Annotated in this window: 14 protein-coding genes; 9 read left to right on the forward strand and 5 right to left on the reverse strand. The window is 61.6% G+C overall.

Annotation, left to right across the window (positions count from 1 at the left end; genetic code table 11):
• Window positions 1-105: 105 nt before the first annotated feature.
• Complete coding sequence (gene map, locus BLX42_RS04185; protein ID WP_161871212.1) at window positions 106-882, reverse strand: type I methionyl aminopeptidase; 777 nt, start codon at window positions 880-882, stop codon at window positions 106-108.
• Window positions 883-1,216: 334 nt separating this feature from the next.
• Between map and BLX42_RS04190 the strand changes: the two genes are divergently transcribed.
• The 3 genes from BLX42_RS04190 to nirD all read left to right on the forward strand — a co-directional run bounded on the left by BLX42_RS04190 (window position 1,217) and on the right by nirD (window position 8,207).
• A complete protein-coding gene (locus BLX42_RS04190) occupies window positions 1,217-4,990 on the forward strand; it encodes a bifunctional nitrate reductase/sulfite reductase flavoprotein subunit alpha (protein WP_161871213.1) in 3,774 nt (1,257 codons plus the stop codon).
• A gap of 302 nt (window positions 4,991-5,292) precedes the next feature.
• A complete protein-coding gene (gene nirB / locus BLX42_RS04195; protein ID WP_161871214.1) occupies window positions 5,293-7,845 on the forward strand; it encodes a nitrite reductase large subunit NirB in 2,553 nt (850 codons plus the stop codon).
• Entirely contained in the window at window positions 7,845-8,207 is a 363-nt protein-coding gene (gene nirD / locus BLX42_RS04200; RefSeq protein WP_046787420.1) for a nitrite reductase small subunit NirD, read from the forward strand. Before nirB ends, nirD begins: the two co-directional genes overlap by 1 nt.
• 224 nt (window positions 8,208-8,431) lie before the next feature.
• Here the strand turns inward: nirD and BLX42_RS26790 are convergent, their stop codons facing one another.
• The 3 genes from BLX42_RS26790 to BLX42_RS04215 form a co-directional block, all read right to left on the reverse strand.
• Window positions 8,432-8,665 carry a hypothetical protein gene (locus BLX42_RS26790; protein WP_256345741.1) on the reverse strand — a complete coding sequence of 78 codons (234 nt, stop codon included), beginning with the start codon at window positions 8,663-8,665 and terminating at the stop codon, window positions 8,432-8,434.
• A gap of 128 nt (window positions 8,666-8,793) precedes the next feature.
• On the reverse strand, window positions 8,794-9,771 hold the full coding sequence (locus tag BLX42_RS04210) for a hypothetical protein (protein ID WP_161871216.1): 978 nt from the start codon (window positions 9,769-9,771) through the stop codon (window positions 8,794-8,796).
• A 9-nt stretch (window positions 9,772-9,780) separates the two neighbouring features.
• Complete coding sequence (locus BLX42_RS04215) at window positions 9,781-10,269, reverse strand: type VI secretion system tube protein Hcp (protein ID WP_161871217.1); 489 nt, start codon at window positions 10,267-10,269, stop codon at window positions 9,781-9,783.
• A 264-nt stretch (window positions 10,270-10,533) separates the two neighbouring features.
• On the opposite strand from BLX42_RS04215, the gene pcaQ reads away from it, so the two are divergent.
• Window positions 10,534-11,466, forward strand: a complete 933-nt coding sequence (gene pcaQ, locus BLX42_RS04220) for a pca operon transcription factor PcaQ (protein ID WP_161871218.1) — start codon at window positions 10,534-10,536, stop codon at window positions 11,464-11,466.
• Window positions 11,467-11,529: 63 nt separating this feature from the next.
• On the opposite strand, the gene BLX42_RS04225 is transcribed toward pcaQ, so the two are convergent.
• Complete coding sequence (locus BLX42_RS04225) at window positions 11,530-12,852, reverse strand: hypothetical protein (RefSeq protein ID WP_161871219.1); 1,323 nt, start codon at window positions 12,850-12,852, stop codon at window positions 11,530-11,532.
• Between the two features lie 361 nt (window positions 12,853-13,213).
• Here BLX42_RS04225 and BLX42_RS04230 point away from each other — a divergent pair, with 361 nt between their 5' ends.
• From BLX42_RS04230 to BLX42_RS04250, 5 genes are all read left to right on the forward strand, one after another.
• Entirely contained in the window at window positions 13,214-13,978 is a 765-nt protein-coding gene (locus BLX42_RS04230; RefSeq protein WP_012313179.1) for an FKBP-type peptidyl-prolyl cis-trans isomerase, read from the forward strand.
• A 279-nt stretch (window positions 13,979-14,257) separates the two neighbouring features.
• Window positions 14,258-14,698, forward strand: a complete 441-nt coding sequence (locus tag BLX42_RS04235) for a YkvA family protein (protein WP_012313180.1) — start codon at window positions 14,258-14,260, stop codon at window positions 14,696-14,698.
• A 73-nt stretch (window positions 14,699-14,771) separates the two neighbouring features.
• Window positions 14,772-14,942 (forward strand): YhfG family protein, encoded by a 171-nt coding sequence (locus BLX42_RS04240; RefSeq protein WP_080765851.1) that lies wholly within the window; start codon window positions 14,772-14,774, stop codon window positions 14,940-14,942.
• Window positions 14,939-15,547, forward strand: a complete 609-nt coding sequence (locus BLX42_RS04245) for a Fic family protein (protein ID WP_039603244.1) — start codon at window positions 14,939-14,941, stop codon at window positions 15,545-15,547. The genes BLX42_RS04240 and BLX42_RS04245 overlap by 4 nt, the downstream gene beginning before the upstream one ends.
• 244 nt (window positions 15,548-15,791) lie before the next feature.
• Complete coding sequence (locus BLX42_RS04250; protein ID WP_046787417.1) at window positions 15,792-16,130, forward strand: helix-turn-helix transcriptional regulator; 339 nt, start codon at window positions 15,792-15,794, stop codon at window positions 16,128-16,130.
• Window positions 16,131-16,149 lie beyond the last annotated feature (19 nt).

Raw genomic sequence — 16,149 nt, forward strand, 5'->3', positions numbered from 1 at the left:
AGTCCCGTCCGCTGCGCCATATTCCACTTCCAGGGCCCACTGAACACCCGGAAGTAACAAAAAAAGCGACCTTAGGGTCGCTTTTTTTGTGTCTGCGCCGTGCGCTCAGCCCACGTGCTCTTCCTTGCGTAGCGTCAGCACCTCGACCCCATCCTCGGTCACCGCCACGGTATGTTCCCACTGCGCCGACAGCGTGTGGTCACGGGTAATCACCGTCCACCCGTCCTTCAAGGTCCGCGTGCCACGCCCGCCCTGGTTGATCATCGGCTCGATGGTAAACACCATGCCCGGCTTGAGCTTCATGCCCATGCCGCGCTGGCCGTAATGCAGCACCTCTGGCCCTTCATGCATTTGCTGGCCAATGCCATGGCCGCAGTACTCGCGCACCACGTTGTAGCCCGCCGCCTCGGCATGGGCCTGGACGGCGTGGCCGATGTCGCCAAGCGTCGCCCCCGGGCGCACCTGCTCAATCCCCTTCCACAAGGCCTCATAGGTGGTGTCGACCAGGCGCCGTGCCTCATCGCTGACCGGGCCCAGGCAATACATTTTCGACGAGTCGGCGATGTAGCCGCCTTGTTCCAGCGTGATGTCGACGTTGATGATCGACCCTTCACTCAACACCTCATCGGCCTTGGGCATGCCGTGGCAGACCACGTGGTCCACCGAGGTATTGAGCGCGTAGGGGAAACCGTACTGGCCCTTGCTCGCCGGGCGCGCCTTGAGGGTGCCGACGATGAAGGCCTCGGCGCGGTCGTTGATCTGCATGGTGGTCACGCCGGGGCGGATGAAGGTATCGAGGTCGGCGAATACCTGGGCCAGTAAACGGCCGGCGTTGCGCATAAGGTCGAGTTGGGCGGGGGTCTTGAGGATCACCTGGGACATGTGGGTGCAAAATAGCTCTGAGGCGGAAAGCTTTCAGCATAGCGCCATGGGGCGCCCGGCTGCCACCTGATGGTGCGTCGGTCACCGTTTTGGGGCTGCTGTGCAACCGTTCGCGGCACATGGCCAGCGCCTGTAGGGGCGGCCTTGTGTCGCGAAAGGGCCGCAAAGCGGCCCCAGGGCACAGCTGGCCCAACAATTGCTGAAAGACCACCATCAAGGCCGTCAACGTCGACTGCCTTCAACCCTTCACGACAAAGGCGCCGTGTTGCCCTCGCTTGCCAAGCAAGCCGGGGGCAGCCGGCGCCTTTTGCGTTTGCACCAGGAGACCCGCCCCATGGCCAGCACCGAAGTACGCAGCGTCTGCCCCTATTGCGGCGTAGGCTGCGGCATCGTCATGAGCGTGGCCGATGGCAAGGTCAGCAAGATCAGCGGTGACAAGCTGCACCCGAGCAACTTCGGCCGCCTCTGCACCAAAGGCCTCACCGCGCACCTGCCCCTGACCGCCGCCGGGCGCATGGAAAGTGCCTTTGTACGCCAGCAACGCGACCATGAACCGGCGCGCAGCAGCATGGACCAGGCCATCGCCCAGGCTGCCGAGCGCCTGCGCGGCATCATCGACCAGCACGGCCCGGACGCCGTAGCGCTTTACGTCTCCGGGCAGATGTCACTGGAGGCCCAGTACCTGGCCAACAAACTGGCCAAGGGCTTTATCCGCACGCGCCATATCGAGTCCAATTCACGCCTGTGCATGGCCAGCGCCGGCAGCGGCTACAAACTCTCGCTGGGGGCCGATGGCCCGCCCGGCAGTTACCAGGACTTCGAGCGTGCTGAGGTGTTCCTGGTGATCGGTGCCAACATGGCCGACTGCCATCCGATCCTCTTCCTGCGCCTGCTCGACCGTGTAAAGGCTGGAGCGAAACTGATCGTTGTCGACCCGCGGCGCACCGCCACCGCCGACAAGGCCGACCTGTTCCTGCAAGTGCGCCCCGGCAGCGACCTGGCCCTGCTCAACGGCCTGCTGCACCTGCTGCACCGCAATGGCCAGACAAACCGCGCCTTCATTGCCCGCCACACCGAGGGCTGGGAGGCACTGCCAGCCTTCCTCGAGGACTACACGCCTGAGCGCGTCGCGGCCATCACCGGCCTTGCAGAAGATGACATCCGCCAGGCTGCCGCGTTGATCGGCAGCGCGGGTGAATGGATGAGCTGCTGGACCATGGGCCTGAACCAGAGCGTGCACGGCACCTGGCATACCAATGCGCTGTGCAACCTGCACCTGGCCACCGGCGCCATCTGCCGCCCCGGCAGTGGGCCGTTCTCGCTGACCGGCCAGCCCAATGCCATGGGTGGCCGTGAGATGGGCTACATGGGGCCGGGGCTGCCGGGCCAACGTTCGGCGCTGATCGACGCCGACCGTAGTTTTGTCGAAGCGCAATGGGGCCTGGCACCGGGCAGCCTGCGAGCAGAAAGCGGCGAGGGCACGGTAGCGCTGTTCGAGCAGATGAAAACGGGTGAAGTGAAGGCCTGCTGGATCATCTGCAGCAACCCGGTGGCCAGCGTCGCCAATCGCCAGCAGGTGATCGATGGCCTGCGCCAGGCGCAGCTTGTGATCACCCAGGATGCCTTTCTCGACACCGAAACCAACCCTTACGCCGACATTCTCCTGCCCGCCGCCCTCTGGGCTGAGGGTGAGGGCGTGATGATCAACAGTGAACGCAACCTCACACTGATGCCTCGCGCCGTGGCTGCACCAGGCCAGAGCTTGCCGGACTGGCAGATCATCGCCCGGGTCGCCTGTGCCATGGGTTATGCCGAGGCCTTCGATTACCCCGACGCCGAAGCGGTGTATGACGAAATCCGCCGCTTCCACAACCCGCTCACCGGCTACGACCTGCGCGGGGTCGGCTACCCGCAACTGCGTGACAAGCCGCACCAGTGGCCTTGCGCGCCGGGCCGCGTGGACGACCGCAGCCCCGTGCGTTACATCGAAGAAGGCGCACCCTCGTCCCTGGTGTTCCCTACAGCCAGTGGCAAGGCCCGCTTCTTCGCCCGGCCCTGGCTGCCCGCGCCGGAGCTGCCGGACGCCGATTACCCGCTGGTGCTCAATACCGGCCGCGTGCAACACCAGTGGCACACCCTGACCAAGACCGGCAAGGTACCGGCGCTGAACAGGCTGGAGCCCGGCCCCTTTGTCGAACTCCACCCCGAGGATGCCGCGCGGCTGGGTATCCAGGACAAGGACCAGGTGGCGATCCGCTCACGCCGTGGCCGGGCCGTGCTGCCGGTGCGTGTCAGCGACCGGGTCATGCCGGGCGATTGCTTCGCGCCGTTCCACTGGAACGATGTGATCGGCGAGCACCTGGCAATCAATGCCGTGACTTGCGATGCGGTCGACCCGCTGTCGCTGCAGCCTGCCCTCAAGCACTGCGCCGTGGCCCTTGAGCGGGTTGCCGGCGAACGTATCGATGCCCTCGACCTTGGCACCACCACCCTTGCCCCGGAGCCTGCCCGCGTGCTGCTGGCCATGCCCCCCGGCCCGCCCCGACATCAGGTGTTGTGGGCCTCGCAGACCGGCAATGGCGAGGCGCTGGCCGAGCGCTGCGCAGAGCGTTTGCACGGTGCAGGGCTGCAGGTACAGCTCAGTTGCATGGAGGCGGTCAGCCCAAGCCAGCTGCAAGGTGCGGCCAGTGTGCTGCTGATTGCCAGCACCTTCGGCGATGGTGATGCGCCCGACAGCGCCACCGCGTTCTGGCGGGCGCTGCAGGGCGAGGAGGGCGCCCACTGCGCCGAGCTCCCTTATGCCGTGCTGGCCCTGGGCGACTCCAGTTACGCCCAGTTTTGCGGGTTTGGTCGCAAGCTCGACCAGCGCCTGGCCGAACTGGGCGGGCGCCGCCTGCTGCCGCGCGTCGATTGTGAACCGGATTTCGATGAGGCCTTTGCCTCCTGGCTCGACGCGCTGTTGCCCGAGCTGGGCAGCGCTGGCGTGGCGCTACCGGTCAACGAGCCCGCACTGGCTGCGCCCTGCAGCAAGCAACGGCCGTGGGCGGCTACCCTGCTGGAAAACAACCTGCTCAGTGGCCCCGGCTCGAGCAAGGAAACCCGCCAGTTGGTGTTCGATATTCAAGGCAGCGGCTTCACCTACGCAGCGGGCGATGCGCTGGGCGTGTGGCCCCGCAACTGCCCGGCGCTGGTGGAGGAATTGCTGGCGCTGATGCAGCAGGACGGCAAGACCCAGGTCCAACTCAAGGGCCAGCCGCCCATGCCGTTGGCCCAGGCACTGGAGTCGCACCTGGAAATTGCCAGGGTCACCCCACAGCAATTGCAGGTGTTCAGCCAGCAGGCTGACGACCTGCGGCACCTGTTGCAGCCTGAACGCAAGGCCGCACTGCAGGATTGGCTGTGGGGCCGGCAGTTGGTCGACGTGCTGCGCGCGTTTGCACAGGACCTGCCGCTGGCAACCTGGCTCGAACTGCTCAAACCCCTGCAACCGCGGCTGTACTCGATCAGCTCAAGCCCGATTGCCCACCCCGGCGAGGTGCATCTGACCGTCTCTACCGTACGTTATGGCCAGCGAAAAGGGGTGTGCTCAAGCTTCCTCGCTGACCGGGGGCAGGCTGCGAAGGTGGCGATCTTCCCCCAGGCCTCCAGGCATTTCCGCCTGCCTGATGACGATGATGTACCGCTGATCATGATTGGCCCCGGTACAGGCATCGCACCGTTTCGTGCGTTCCTCGAAGAGCGCGAGGCGCGGGGTGCAAAAGGGGAAAACTGGCTGTTCTTCGGCGAGCAATATGCAGCCACCGACTTTTACTACCAGGAGCAGTTGCAGGCCTGGCAGGCGAGCGGACACCTGCGCCTGGATACGGCGTTTTCCCGCGACCAGGCAGAAAAAATCTATGTGCAGCAGCGGATGCGTGAGCAGGGTGCGCAGGTATGGCAGTGGCTGGAGGCGGGGGCGTACTTCTATGTCTGTGGTGATGCTCAGCGCATGGCCAAGGATGTGGATGCGGTGCTGCGCGAGATCATTGCCGAGCATGGGGGCGTGGATGCGGATGCCTATGTGGAAGGTTTGAGCAAGGCCAAGCGGTATCGGCGGGATGTGTACTGAAATGCTCCAGGATGGGGAGCAACGCACCTTGAATGTGCATGGTTTGGGCTGGCGCTATCGCCGGCAAGCCGGCTCCTGCACGGGCTCCGCTGCTCTCAAGCCCTGTGCTGCAGCTGTGGGCGCCGGCTTGCCGGCGATAGGGCCGGGCCAGGCAACATAACTGGCACATTCCGTGCTTTATCTCCAACACAACAAGCCCCACTGATCAACGGCGATCAACCGGGGGCACACCGTGATGAATACAGGCAAAGGCGCCTGGAGCTTCGGCTCCAGGCGCTTTTTTTTTGATCGAGGATCGGCTTATGAAGGCAACAGCGAGCAGCGGGCAACGAGAGCGACTGGTCATCGTCGGCAACGGCATGGTGGGCCACCATTGCGTCGAGCAACTGGTCGAACGCGGCGCGCTGGCGCGCTTCGAGCTGCGTGTGTTCGGCGAGGAGCGCCAGCGCGCCTACGACCGCGTGCACCTGTCTGAATACTTCGGCGGCAGCTGTGCCGAAACCCTGGCGCTGTGCGAGCAGGGCTTCTATGGCGTCAACGGTGTGCACCTGCACCTGGGTGAAGCGGTGCTGCAAATCGACCGCGAGCGCTGTGAAGTGGTTACCGCCGAAGGCCGCTATGGGTATGACCAGCTGATCCTGGCCACCGGTTCCTACCCCTTCGTGCCCCCGATCGAGGGCTCCAGCGGCAACGCGCGCCTGGTCTATCGCACCCTCGACGACCTCGACGCGATACGCGCCGCTGCCGTTGATGCCACCCGTGGCGTGGTGGTTGGCGGCGGCCTGCTGGGCCTCGAGGCAGCTAATGCCCTTAAGTCCCTGGGCCTTCAAGCGCATGTGGTGGAGTTCGCCCCGCGGCTGATGCCGGTGCAACTGGATGCTGAAGGCGGCGCCGCGCTCAAGGCGCAGATCGAAGCCCTGGGCGTCGGCGTGCACCTGTCGCGCGCTACCCAGTCGATCAGCGATGGTGAGGCCTACCGCTACCGGATGAATTTCGACGGTGGCGAACACTTGGAAACCGACCTGGTCGTGTTCTCTGCCGGCATCCGCCCGCAGGACGCCCTGGGCCGTGCCTGCGGCCTGGAGATCGCCGCGCGCGGCGGGGTGGTGATCGACAATCACTGCCGCTCCAGCGACCCACGCATCTTCGCCATCGGTGAATGCGCCTCGTGGAACGGCAGCGTGTTCGGCCTGGTTGCTCCGGGCTACAGCATGGCGCGCAACCTGGCGGCGCTGCTGTTGGGCGAGGCGGCCGGGGAATTCACCGGGGCCGACATGTCGACCAAGCTCAAGCTGCTGGGCGTCGATGTCGGCTCCATCGGCGACGCCCATGGCGCCACGCCCGGCTCGCGCAGCTACCGCTTCATCGACGAGGCCAACGCCGCCTATCGCCGGCTGGTGGTCGATGCCAGCGGCAAGTATGTGCTCGGTGCGGTGCTGGTGGGCGACAACAGCTACTACGACACACTGCTGCAATACGCTCAGAACGGCATCGCCCTGCCTGCCGACCCGGCGGCGCTGATCCTGCCGCAAAGCGGTGGCGCACCGGCCCTGGGCGCCGATGCGCTGCCTGACAGCGCGACCATCTGCTCCTGCCACAACGTCAGCAAGGGCGCAGTGTGCGCAGCGATCGACAGTGGTTGCGCCGACCTTGCCGCGGTCAAAGGCTGCACCAAAGCGGCCACCGGCTGTGGCGGCTGCGCGGCGTTGCTCAAGCAAGTGTTCGAGCATGAACTCACCGCCCGTGGCGTGACCGTGGACAAGAGCCTGTGCGAGCACTTCGCCTACACCCGCCAGGAGCTGTACGGGCTGGTGCGGGTGGGTGGCATACGCACCTTCAACGACTTGCTGGCGCGCCATGGCAAGGGCCATGTCGGCTGCGACATCTGCAAGCCGGCGGTGGGCAACATCCTCGCTTCGTGCTGGAACCAGCCGATCATGGACCCTGCGCTGGTGCCACTGCAGGACACCAACGACACCTTCATGGCCAACATGCAGAAAAACGGTACCTACTCGGTGGTGCCGCGCATTCCCGGCGGCGAAATCACCCCGGACAAACTGATCGTGATCGGTCAGGTGGCCAAGAAGTACGACCTTTACACCAAGATCACCGGCGGCCAGCGCATCGACCTGTTCGGCGCCCAGTTGCACGAGCTGCCGCTGATCTGGGGCGAGCTGATCGAGGCCGGCTTCGAGACTGGCCACGCCTACGGCAAATCGACCCGCACGGTGAAGTCCTGCGTAGGCAGCACCTGGTGCCGCTACGGTGTGCAGGACAGCGTCGCCATGGCGCTGCGCCTGGAGGACCGCTACAAGGGCCTGCGCAGCCCGCACAAGCTCAAGTTCGCGGTCTCTGGCTGTACGCGCGAATGTGCCGAGGCGCAAAGCAAGGACATCGGCGTGATCGCCACCGACAAGGGCTGGAACCTTTACGTCTGTGGCAATGGTGGCATGCGCCCACGGCATGCCGAACTGTTCGCTACCGACCTGGACGACGAGACCCTGTTGCGCCTGATCGACCGCGTGCTGATGTTCTACATCCGCACCGCCGACAAGCTGCAGCGCACGTCGGTATGGCGCGAAAGCCTGGACGGCGGCCTGGACTACCTCAAGCAGGTGATCCTCGACGACAGCCTGGGCCTGGCTGCCGAGCTGGAAGCGCAGATGCAGCATGTGGTCGAGCAGTACGAATGCGAATGGGCCAACGCCCTCAACGACCCGGAAAAGCTCAAGCGCTTCCGTACGTTCGTCAACGATCGACGCGCCGACCCGGACGTGCATTTTGTCCGCGAGCGTGAACAGCGTCGCCCCGCTGCACCCCTGCACCTGATCCCTACCGTCGAGGAGGCTGTGTGATGAACCTGTCCAATGCTGCTGTGGCAAAGCAACCCAACTGGCAAGCGGTGTGCAACACCGATGACCTGGTCGCCGACTCTGGTGTGGTGGTGTGGCTCGATGGCACCCAGGTCGCCTTGTTCTACCTGCCTGGGCAGGCGCAGAGCCTGTACGCGGTGGACAACCGCGACCCACGCTCCGGAGCCAACATCATTGGCCGCGGGCTGGTGGGCAGCCTGCAAGGCGAGCTGGTGGTGGCAGCACCGCTGTACAAACAGCACTTCAGCCTGCACAGCGGTGCGTGCCTGGAAGATCCCGGCCAGCGGTTACGTGTGTGGCCGGTACGAATGAACGGGGAGGCGGTGGAAGTGGCAGTGGCCTGATCCCGGCTATTGCCTGTCTCTTGCGCTTGCTTTGCTTTTGCTTCTAAGCGCGCGATAGCTCAGGCGCCGCCGATTTCGACTTCAGGAGGCCGAGCGCACATGTGTCAGCGATGTGCCCGGCCTCTACACCTCGACAAATCGGCGTGGACGCCTTCCTGGATGTGCAAATCCTACGGTGAACTGGCCATAGCGAGCGAAACTAAGTTAATGCTAGCTAGTTAAATTTAACTATGTGCGTAATTGAAGCTGGCCAGCGCTGTTAGCAACAGGACATGGATGCATAACAGGCTCACCAGCAGTCGTTTCATTCGAGGCGGGAAGCGTTTAACTTCATCGAAGTCAATCAAGCCCCTGCGCATAAAGATCTTTGGTGCCGCTAGCACCATAGAAATCAATCCCGTACGCATGAGCTTGCCCAGAAGACCTGCATGTTGGAATGTATTTTTATTGCCGGTCACGAAGCTACAGTTCGTAAGGAACGTCTCAAACCGCTCAGTGTATTTATGTGCAATGTAACACTGTACGACCATAGCCAGTATCATAGGTACAATTATCAGTAACGCAATCAGCCCAGGGTGAACTTCACTCACTCCGATACCTCACTGTACAAAAAGTCACCCAGCATCTCGCCCCCCTTGCTCCCAAAATCACCGAAAACCTTGCCGCCAACCGTTCCGCCTACGACAGCACAGGCTAGTGCTCCGGGGCCGCCTGTACTGATGCCCAGAACGACGGCGCAAATACCAGTCCCTGCCATACCTCCTACATACCCCCCCAAGCTGCCGCCCGCCAGGCTACCCATCAAAGCCGAGCTTTCAACATATTTGGCGCGTCGGCACTGATCCTCCCGGCCCGTCTTGCAGGCTTTTTGAATTGCCAGGCCTGTTGCTGCCACATCCAGTGCAGTCCCGATGTACGTGCCTTTCTTGACCAAGTTCGACGCCCTGGCAACGCCAGACACCTTGTCGGCATAGCCAGCGATCTCACCGGTATGCAGGTAGCTGCGAGTCGAGATCCCCAATGCCTGCTTGATTTTGCCCTGGCGACGTAGCCCCGAACCGTACGCGGCAACGTTGCCCAATTGCCTTTCAAGCTTCATGAACAATGCGGTGCGCTTGGCATAAAACGTATCACGGGCAGCAAGGGTGCCAGAACCGAGGTAGTCGCGATGCAGTTTTTCGATATCTTCCAAGGTTATCTTGATATTGGCCAGGTGCTTGCTCCAGCCTTCGCTGGCTGCTCCCGCCCCTATTGAACCGTGGGCCAGTAAGCTCTGTAGCAAGTCGAAGTGTTCGAGAAAAAAATCATCCGCATCCACGCCGCTGGTCGGCAGGCCAGCGTGCACCTCGGCGGCTTTGGCCATCAGGAAGGCTTCGTGGCTGGTGCAAGAGGGCGTATCGGCGTCGCCGAGGATGACCAACTCCCCGGCCATGACCACACTGTTGGCAATGTGCGCATTCAACACATCGAACTTGCTCTTGGCGTATCCCTGCACCGGCGTGCTGGCTTTTAGCGACTGGTAAGACTGGGTTCTGGGATTGATGAAGCTGCGTGCTTCGGACATGGCCTTACCTCACGCATACTTTTTGTTGTTGATCCGATCCCAGCCTCCGGCCACATTGCCGCCACCACTGCCATCGGAACGTTTCTGACGGGTGTAGGTGGTCTTGATACGACCGTAGTTCAGCTGGACGATTTCGATGGGAACACCCGAACCGGCGTTCTGCGAGTAGTCGGCAATGATTACCTCCTCCAAAACGATCTCGTAATACTTGAGCTTGTCGGTGCCCGCCCGGCAAAGCGCCAGTTTCACTTCCTTGAAGTGCTGCCCTGAGCAGCTTGCTTCCAGCAATTTGCAACTGGCACTGTCGAGAAATTTGGTAAAGGTAAAGTTGGTTAGTGTGGTAGGCCCCGATGTTGCTCCGCCGGAAGAGCTAGCGGTCGCAGACGTGCTTTGGTTCACGCCGAAGTTATAGCCGGTGATCTCGACCCAATTAGTGTATTGCTCATCCAGCGCTTCGCCAGCGATGCCGTCGATTTGGATGAAAGCGTCGAAAGCCATGCCTACCTCTCCTTGGTAATGGTTGGTGAGTCCTGATGCAAGACTGGCACCTGTATCGAAAAAATGTTCCTTGGTACGTAAACATCTGGGGTAAACCGTTTTGCACGACTATGCTGGACGCCGGCGATAAGGTGGCAACTGTGCAATCTCACTCGGTGAATCAGCGCCTCCATGGCGAATGGATATTCACCCGATCTGAAAGCCGCCAGCCGCCAGCAGCGCGACCCGGATACGCCACAGGTGGCGATGCGGTAAGCTTGGCGCATGAACCTCGACACCCGCATCAAGTACCGCCACCTGCTGTGCTTCCTGGAGATTGCCCGGCAGGGCAGCCTGGCCAGGGCCGCCGACATTCTGGCGATCAGCCAGCCGGCAATTTCCAAGACCCTCAAGGAGCTTGAAGACCTGCTCGAGACGCGCCTGTTCGAGCGCAGCCGCCAGGGCGTCGAGCTGACCCCGGCCGGCACCCGCTTCATGCATTACGCCGGGCCCAGCGTACAGGCCCTGCGCGATGGCGTGAGCAGCTTGCGCGGTGAAGCGCGGGCGCCGTCGCAGGTGCGCATCGGCGTGCTGTCCACGGTCGAAGGCCTGCTGATGCCCGAGGTGCTGTGCCGCCTGCATCAACGCCATGAAGCGTTGCTGATCAGCGTGGTGACCGGCGCCAGTGCACAGTTGCTCGGCCAGTTGCGCCTGGGCGAACTGGAACTGGTGGTCGGGCGCATGACCGACAGCCCACAGATCCAGGGGTTGTCGTTCGAACACCTGTACAGCGAGTCGATGGCCTTGGTCGTGCGTCCCGGGCACCCCTTGCTGGCCAGTATGCAGGTAGACCGATCACGCGTTGGCCGTTATCCACTGGTGCTCCCACCACCGGGCACTACCATTCGCCAGCACGCCGACAGCCTGTTCGTGCAATGCGGCATTCAACTGCCGGCGCAGCGCCTGGAGACCCTTTCGCTGGCCTTGAGCCGCCGCTACCTGCTGGGCAGTGATGCCGTATGGGTGGCGCCGCGTGATGCGGTGCTGCTTGACCTGCGCCGCGGTGAGTTGGCCGAGCTCGATCTGGGGGTGCGGGAGCCAGGCGGGTCGGTGGGCATCTGCCGCAATGCCGCCTTGGCGCTGAGCCTGCCGGGGCAGTGGGTGTGCGATGTATTGCGGGAAGTGGCGGGGGAATATCGCGAGCGTTTGTACCCGTAAACTTCGTTGTAGCCGAGCGTTCCTGGCCCAGAAACGCTCGTGTGGTGTACGTCCCAACTGTTATCAAGCGGTTCGCAAAGACACTGCGACCACACAAGGAACAGTGGAACCTCGCGCCTCTTCGTCACGGCCATTGATCAACAAGCGCTTGTTGCCTGGATCGAGCGTGACCGTCGATCCCGATGCATAGAAGCCATCCTCTGGCACTTGAGCACCGACCTGGCCATAACCGAGAGGCGGGACGAAGCGGGTGTCAAACGTGCCATCCGAGGTCAAGCTAAAGGCAAGCGTATAAGTGTAGAAACTACCGTAGCCGACCAGGCCATCGCCTGTCTCTACTCCCGCATACCAACCGCCCGGTTGGTCAAACACCAGCGCTTCGCCGCCGTTGAACTCTCTGGCCGGCATGCCCGAATAGTCGATTCGGTAAACAGTCGGGTGGCTGATATCTTCATCGAGATCGTACAGTTCCCCGTAGAAAGTGATTCGTTCCGCGACGGGGTCTACGGAAAAACCGTTATTGATGATCCATGGCGCGGACCAGTGCTGGCCATTGTTGCCAAAGGCATTGTCCACTTTCCCGTCGGTGGTCAAGGCTGTGGTGACGCCATACGCGTCTTCCCCCTGCATCAGATACAAGGCCAATACAAGGTGCTGCGAACCTGAGGGGGGTGTAAAACTGGCAATGCCGTCGATGATGTGTGAGTGGGTATCGGGAATCAGCTTGCTGACATCGAGGATGCCATCAGCGCCAAAATCCAAGCGCAATGCGCCGTCACGGTCCAGCCCGATCACCACCGGTTCGAATTTCTGTGGGCCGCGACGCAAGCCTGTGACGAAAATATGGTCTTTCGCCAAAGCCAGGTGCTCCAGCAGCAGTTCCTCCTTGACCAATGCATGGGTAGCAACGTACCCCTTGCCCTCACCAAACGTCAGATCCGGTTGCCCTTCGGCATTCAGTTTCCAAAGGTGACTGGCTGACTCCCCCTGCACCGGGACAACGATCAGTAAATTACCTGCATCATCTTCTGCGATGCTCTCGGGTGCCTCATAGGCTGCGCTTGCAGTCTTGTTGAAATCGAAAATTCCATCGCCATTGAAGCTGCCATCCAGCTTTCCGTTTTGTTTCAGGCAAGCCACGAAGACCCTGGCGTCCTCAGTGTTCGGGTTGAAGCTTTCACCGATTACATAACTGCGTCCATCGGTGACCATGCTGTTGATGATTGCTGTGCTGTCGGCACGAGACCCGGCGCTTTTTTCAAGGATGTAGGCAATCCCATCGATGCCATAAGCACCATCGATGGGAGCTTGTGGCAACTGCATGGATGCTTGGGCCAAGGTTGGGGGCACGCGGGTTGAGCGGGCAGGCTTTCGTGAAGTGTTCATGACTTTTCCTTGGTGATGAGTGACCGCTGGGCATCAAGGCTTCACGCCGTTATCAGCCATCGCGGCTCACTCAGATGCGGCTGGATGCGTTGCAGGGCCATTGGAGGCCAGGCTCGAATCCGGCGCTACTGGCAGAAATGCCAGGGCGGGGCTGGTCGCTGGAAGAGCCAGTTTTGCAGGGGCGCCCGCTGTGCATATGGTCAATACTGGCCAAACGCCCGTAAGGTTGTGTGCAAGCGCGTTGTCGAGTGAACTTACTCCATGAAACCCGCTCTTATGCCGGTAGCCATTGGTAATGGCCGCCTGATAAGCTCGCGGCTTTACCCTGATTGCCCATATGGCGCATGAACAAGGAAATAGCATGAAACAGCATCGTTTGGCGGCTGCGGTTGCCCTGGTAGGCCTGGTACTGGCTGGCTGTGATCAACAGGCCAGCAGCCCCGAGCTGAAAACTCCGGCACAGAAAGCCTCCTACGGTATCGGCCTGAACATGGGCAAGAGCCTGGCTCAGGAAGGCATGGAAGACCTTGATTCCAAAGCCGTCGCGCTCGGCATCGAAGACGCCGTTGGCAAGAAAGAACAGCGCATCAAGGACGAAGAGTTGGTAGAAGCCTTCACCTCGCTGCAGAAGCGCGCCGAGGAGCGCCTGGCCAAGGCCAGCGAAGAAGCCGCCTCCGCAGGCAAGAAGTTCCTCGAAGAAAATGCCAAGAAGCCAGGTGTGGTCACCACCGCCTCGGGCCTGCAGTACGAAGTGGTCAAGAAGGCTGACGGCCCTCAGCCCAAGCCGACTGATGTGGTCACTGTCCACTACGAAGGCAAGCTGATCGATGGCAAGGTGTTCGACAGCTCGGTAGAGCGTGGCAGCCCGATCGACCTTCCGGTCAGCGGTGTCATCCCAGGCTGGGTTGAAGGCCTGCAACTGATGCACGTTGGCGAGAAGTACAAACTGTTCATCCCGGCTGAGCTGGCCTATGGCGCACAGAGCCCAAGCCCGCTGATCCCGGCCAACTCGGTCCTGGTGTTCGACCTGGAACTGATCGCCATCAAAGACCCGGCCCAGCTGCAGGGCGACGCGCCTGAAGCTCAGGCACCTGCCGAAGCTCCGGCTGAAGCACCTGCCAAGTAATACTGGCTGGTAGTGCACAACGCCCCGCTCGCCGGGGCGTTGTCGTTTGTGCATCAGGCATCGGGCCGAACCTCGTGGCCAGGAGATTGTCCGAGAAAGGGCAGTGTGAAGAAGCAGGAGGCTTCTGACGCAAATCGTTTGCGGTTCTGAAACGACTGTGTAAAAAACGCCCGATCTGACCGGGGCCCTTGCTTTACAGGCACCTGCCGTCAGAAACTTCGCCCTGTTCACAAGGTTATCCACAATAAATGTGGATAACCTCTCCCTGCTGGAGGCTACATGAGCGCACCCTGGAATTTCGCCCGCTTCCTGCCCTTGGCCGAGCGCCTGCTGAGCCGTGGCCGCTTGCCGGCTTTGCTGTTCGCCGTGGCCCGCAAAGGGCCACGCCTGGGCCAGTTGCGTGAAGACATCAAGCTGTTGCAGTCGCTGTGCCTTGCCTGGTGGCGTGGCGAGTACCGGGCGATCAGCCCCAAGGCACTGGTGACCATCGTCGCCGGCCTGCTGTACTTCGTCAGCCCCATCGATGCGATCCCCGACTGGCTGTTGGGCGTAGGCTTTCTCGATGATATTGCCGTGCTCGGCTGGGTGCTGAAGACCGTCTCCGATGAGCTGGCGCGTTTCAAGGCCTGGCGCGACAGCCAGGCACCCGAGCGCCTGCGCGTTGTCGAGCGCTTGCCCGACACCCCTGAAGCTTTGCGCCTGGAGCGTAAAACGCACTGAAAGCGCCGTTTTCCAATGGTTCAATGGGTTCGGCTACAATACACACACTGCATGCTAACCAAGGGTCATAGAGATGGAAAAGCTTAGTTTGGAAGCCAAGAAAGCTTGGTTCGCCAAGCACCGCAAAGCCAACTATGCGGCCAGCCTGCGCCTTGAAGGTGTATGGGTGACGAATTGCGACGGTGAGATCAAGCCGCCAACGCGTGCCGCAGCCCTCAAAGCTGTGCGGCTGATCAAGGCTTGAGTTCGGACAAGTACGGTTCTGAACAAGACTCGGAATGCTATCCGGGTACTGACGTTCTGATTAATCTGCTCGAGTTGCACGATCCTGACGATCTCGAAGATGCCGAACGCTACCTCAGCGCGCTCGCGGCTTCTCGTTTGGAGTTCTTACCGCCTCCTTACAGCCTGGATTCGCTGAAGCAAATCCACAGTGCCCTGTTTTCCAGCATATACAGCTGGGCGGGGCGAGTTCGCAGCAGTGCGATTAGTAAAGGAAGTACGAGGTTTTGTAGCCCAGAGTTCATAGAACCTGAAACCAGGAAGGAGTTTTCAAGGATCGCTGCGGCAGGGTGGTTTGAAGGGTATTCGCGTGACCAGCTGATCACTGCAGTAGCTGAAGCTTACGGTACATTGAATGTCGCGCACCCCTTCAGGGAAGGCAATGGGCGTGCGCAGCGCATTCTGTTTGAGTGGATCATCGTCAATGCGGGCTTTTCGATTACGTGGGAGGCCGTCGAGCGCGACGATTGGATTCACGCCAACATCCTTTCATACCATGGCGACGACGGATATTTAGTCCAGATATTCGCTCGGTGTATCGGTCAGCCGATCTTGGAAAATGACTAAACGCTGCGTGTAGGCAACAGCGCATTCGCGAAATTGTCTTCCTTGACTGACGAGAGCGCGCGTTAGGTGGAAATCCCTTACAATGAGATATAACAGAAGAAGAGCAGCCCGATTGCCTTTCGCTATTGGTCGACCACGGCTCAATGCATCGGCAAGCACGCGCAGTTAAGGCAAGTCTGTCAGAGATGCAAGCCTAGGGCTGCTGAGCGGATTACATGCGGTAATCCTACGTAAGGGGGTTGTAATGGGTATTCAGGTCATTAGCCGGGACGGTCAGCCCGAGTACGCAGTCGTTCCCTGGGAGCAGTATCAGGCGCTGCTCAAGGCGGCCGGCCAGGCGCCTGCCGAGGCGGTTGGCGAAACCAGCGATCACAGTGCGGCAAGCGCCAGTTTGCCCGCCTTCAGCGAAGTGGCGCAGCTGCGTGAGGCCAAAGGCATTGCGCCAGAGCAATTGGCGCGAAATGTGGGTGTAAGCCCCGCCTACCTGGCGATGATCGAGTCGGGTGAACGCCAGCCGGATGCGGCGATCCGCCGTGCCCTGGCCTGGCACTTGGGTGTGGCGGGCTGGAGCGAGCCGTCATGAGCCAGGTCAGGATCAGCCG

Source organism: Pseudomonas sp. SG-MS2 (assembly GCF_009933855.1).
GTDB classification, from domain to species: Bacteria; Pseudomonadota; Gammaproteobacteria; order Pseudomonadales; family Pseudomonadaceae; genus Aquipseudomonas; species Aquipseudomonas putida_E.

Coding starts and splice junctions, on each gene's coding strand:
- nirB (WP_161871214.1), top strand. CDS start 5,293: ATGAAGGCAACAGCGAGCAGCGGGCAACGAGAGCGACTGGTCATCGTC.
- BLX42_RS04190 (WP_161871213.1), top strand. CDS start 1,217: ATGGCCAGCACCGAAGTACGCAGCGTCTGCCCCTATTGCGGCGTAGGC.
- BLX42_RS04230 (WP_012313179.1), top strand. CDS start 13,214: ATGAAACAGCATCGTTTGGCGGCTGCGGTTGCCCTGGTAGGCCTGGTA.
- pcaQ (WP_161871218.1), top strand. CDS start 10,534: ATGAACCTCGACACCCGCATCAAGTACCGCCACCTGCTGTGCTTCCTG.
- BLX42_RS04210 (WP_161871216.1), bottom strand. CDS start 9,771: ATGTCCGAAGCACGCAGCTTCATCAATCCCAGAACCCAGTCTTACCAG.
- map (WP_161871212.1), bottom strand. CDS start 882: ATGTCCCAGGTGATCCTCAAGACCCCCGCCCAACTCGACCTTATGCGC.
- BLX42_RS04250 (WP_046787417.1), top strand. CDS start 15,792: ATGGGTATTCAGGTCATTAGCCGGGACGGTCAGCCCGAGTACGCAGTC.
- BLX42_RS04235 (WP_012313180.1), top strand. CDS start 14,258: ATGAGCGCACCCTGGAATTTCGCCCGCTTCCTGCCCTTGGCCGAGCGC.
- BLX42_RS04225 (WP_161871219.1), bottom strand. CDS start 12,852: ATGAACACTTCACGAAAGCCTGCCCGCTCAACCCGCGTGCCCCCAACC.
- BLX42_RS04240 (WP_080765851.1), top strand. CDS start 14,772: ATGGAAAAGCTTAGTTTGGAAGCCAAGAAAGCTTGGTTCGCCAAGCAC.
- nirD (WP_046787420.1), top strand. CDS start 7,845: ATGAACCTGTCCAATGCTGCTGTGGCAAAGCAACCCAACTGGCAAGCG.
- BLX42_RS04215 (WP_161871217.1), bottom strand. CDS start 10,269: ATGGCTTTCGACGCTTTCATCCAAATCGACGGCATCGCTGGCGAAGCG.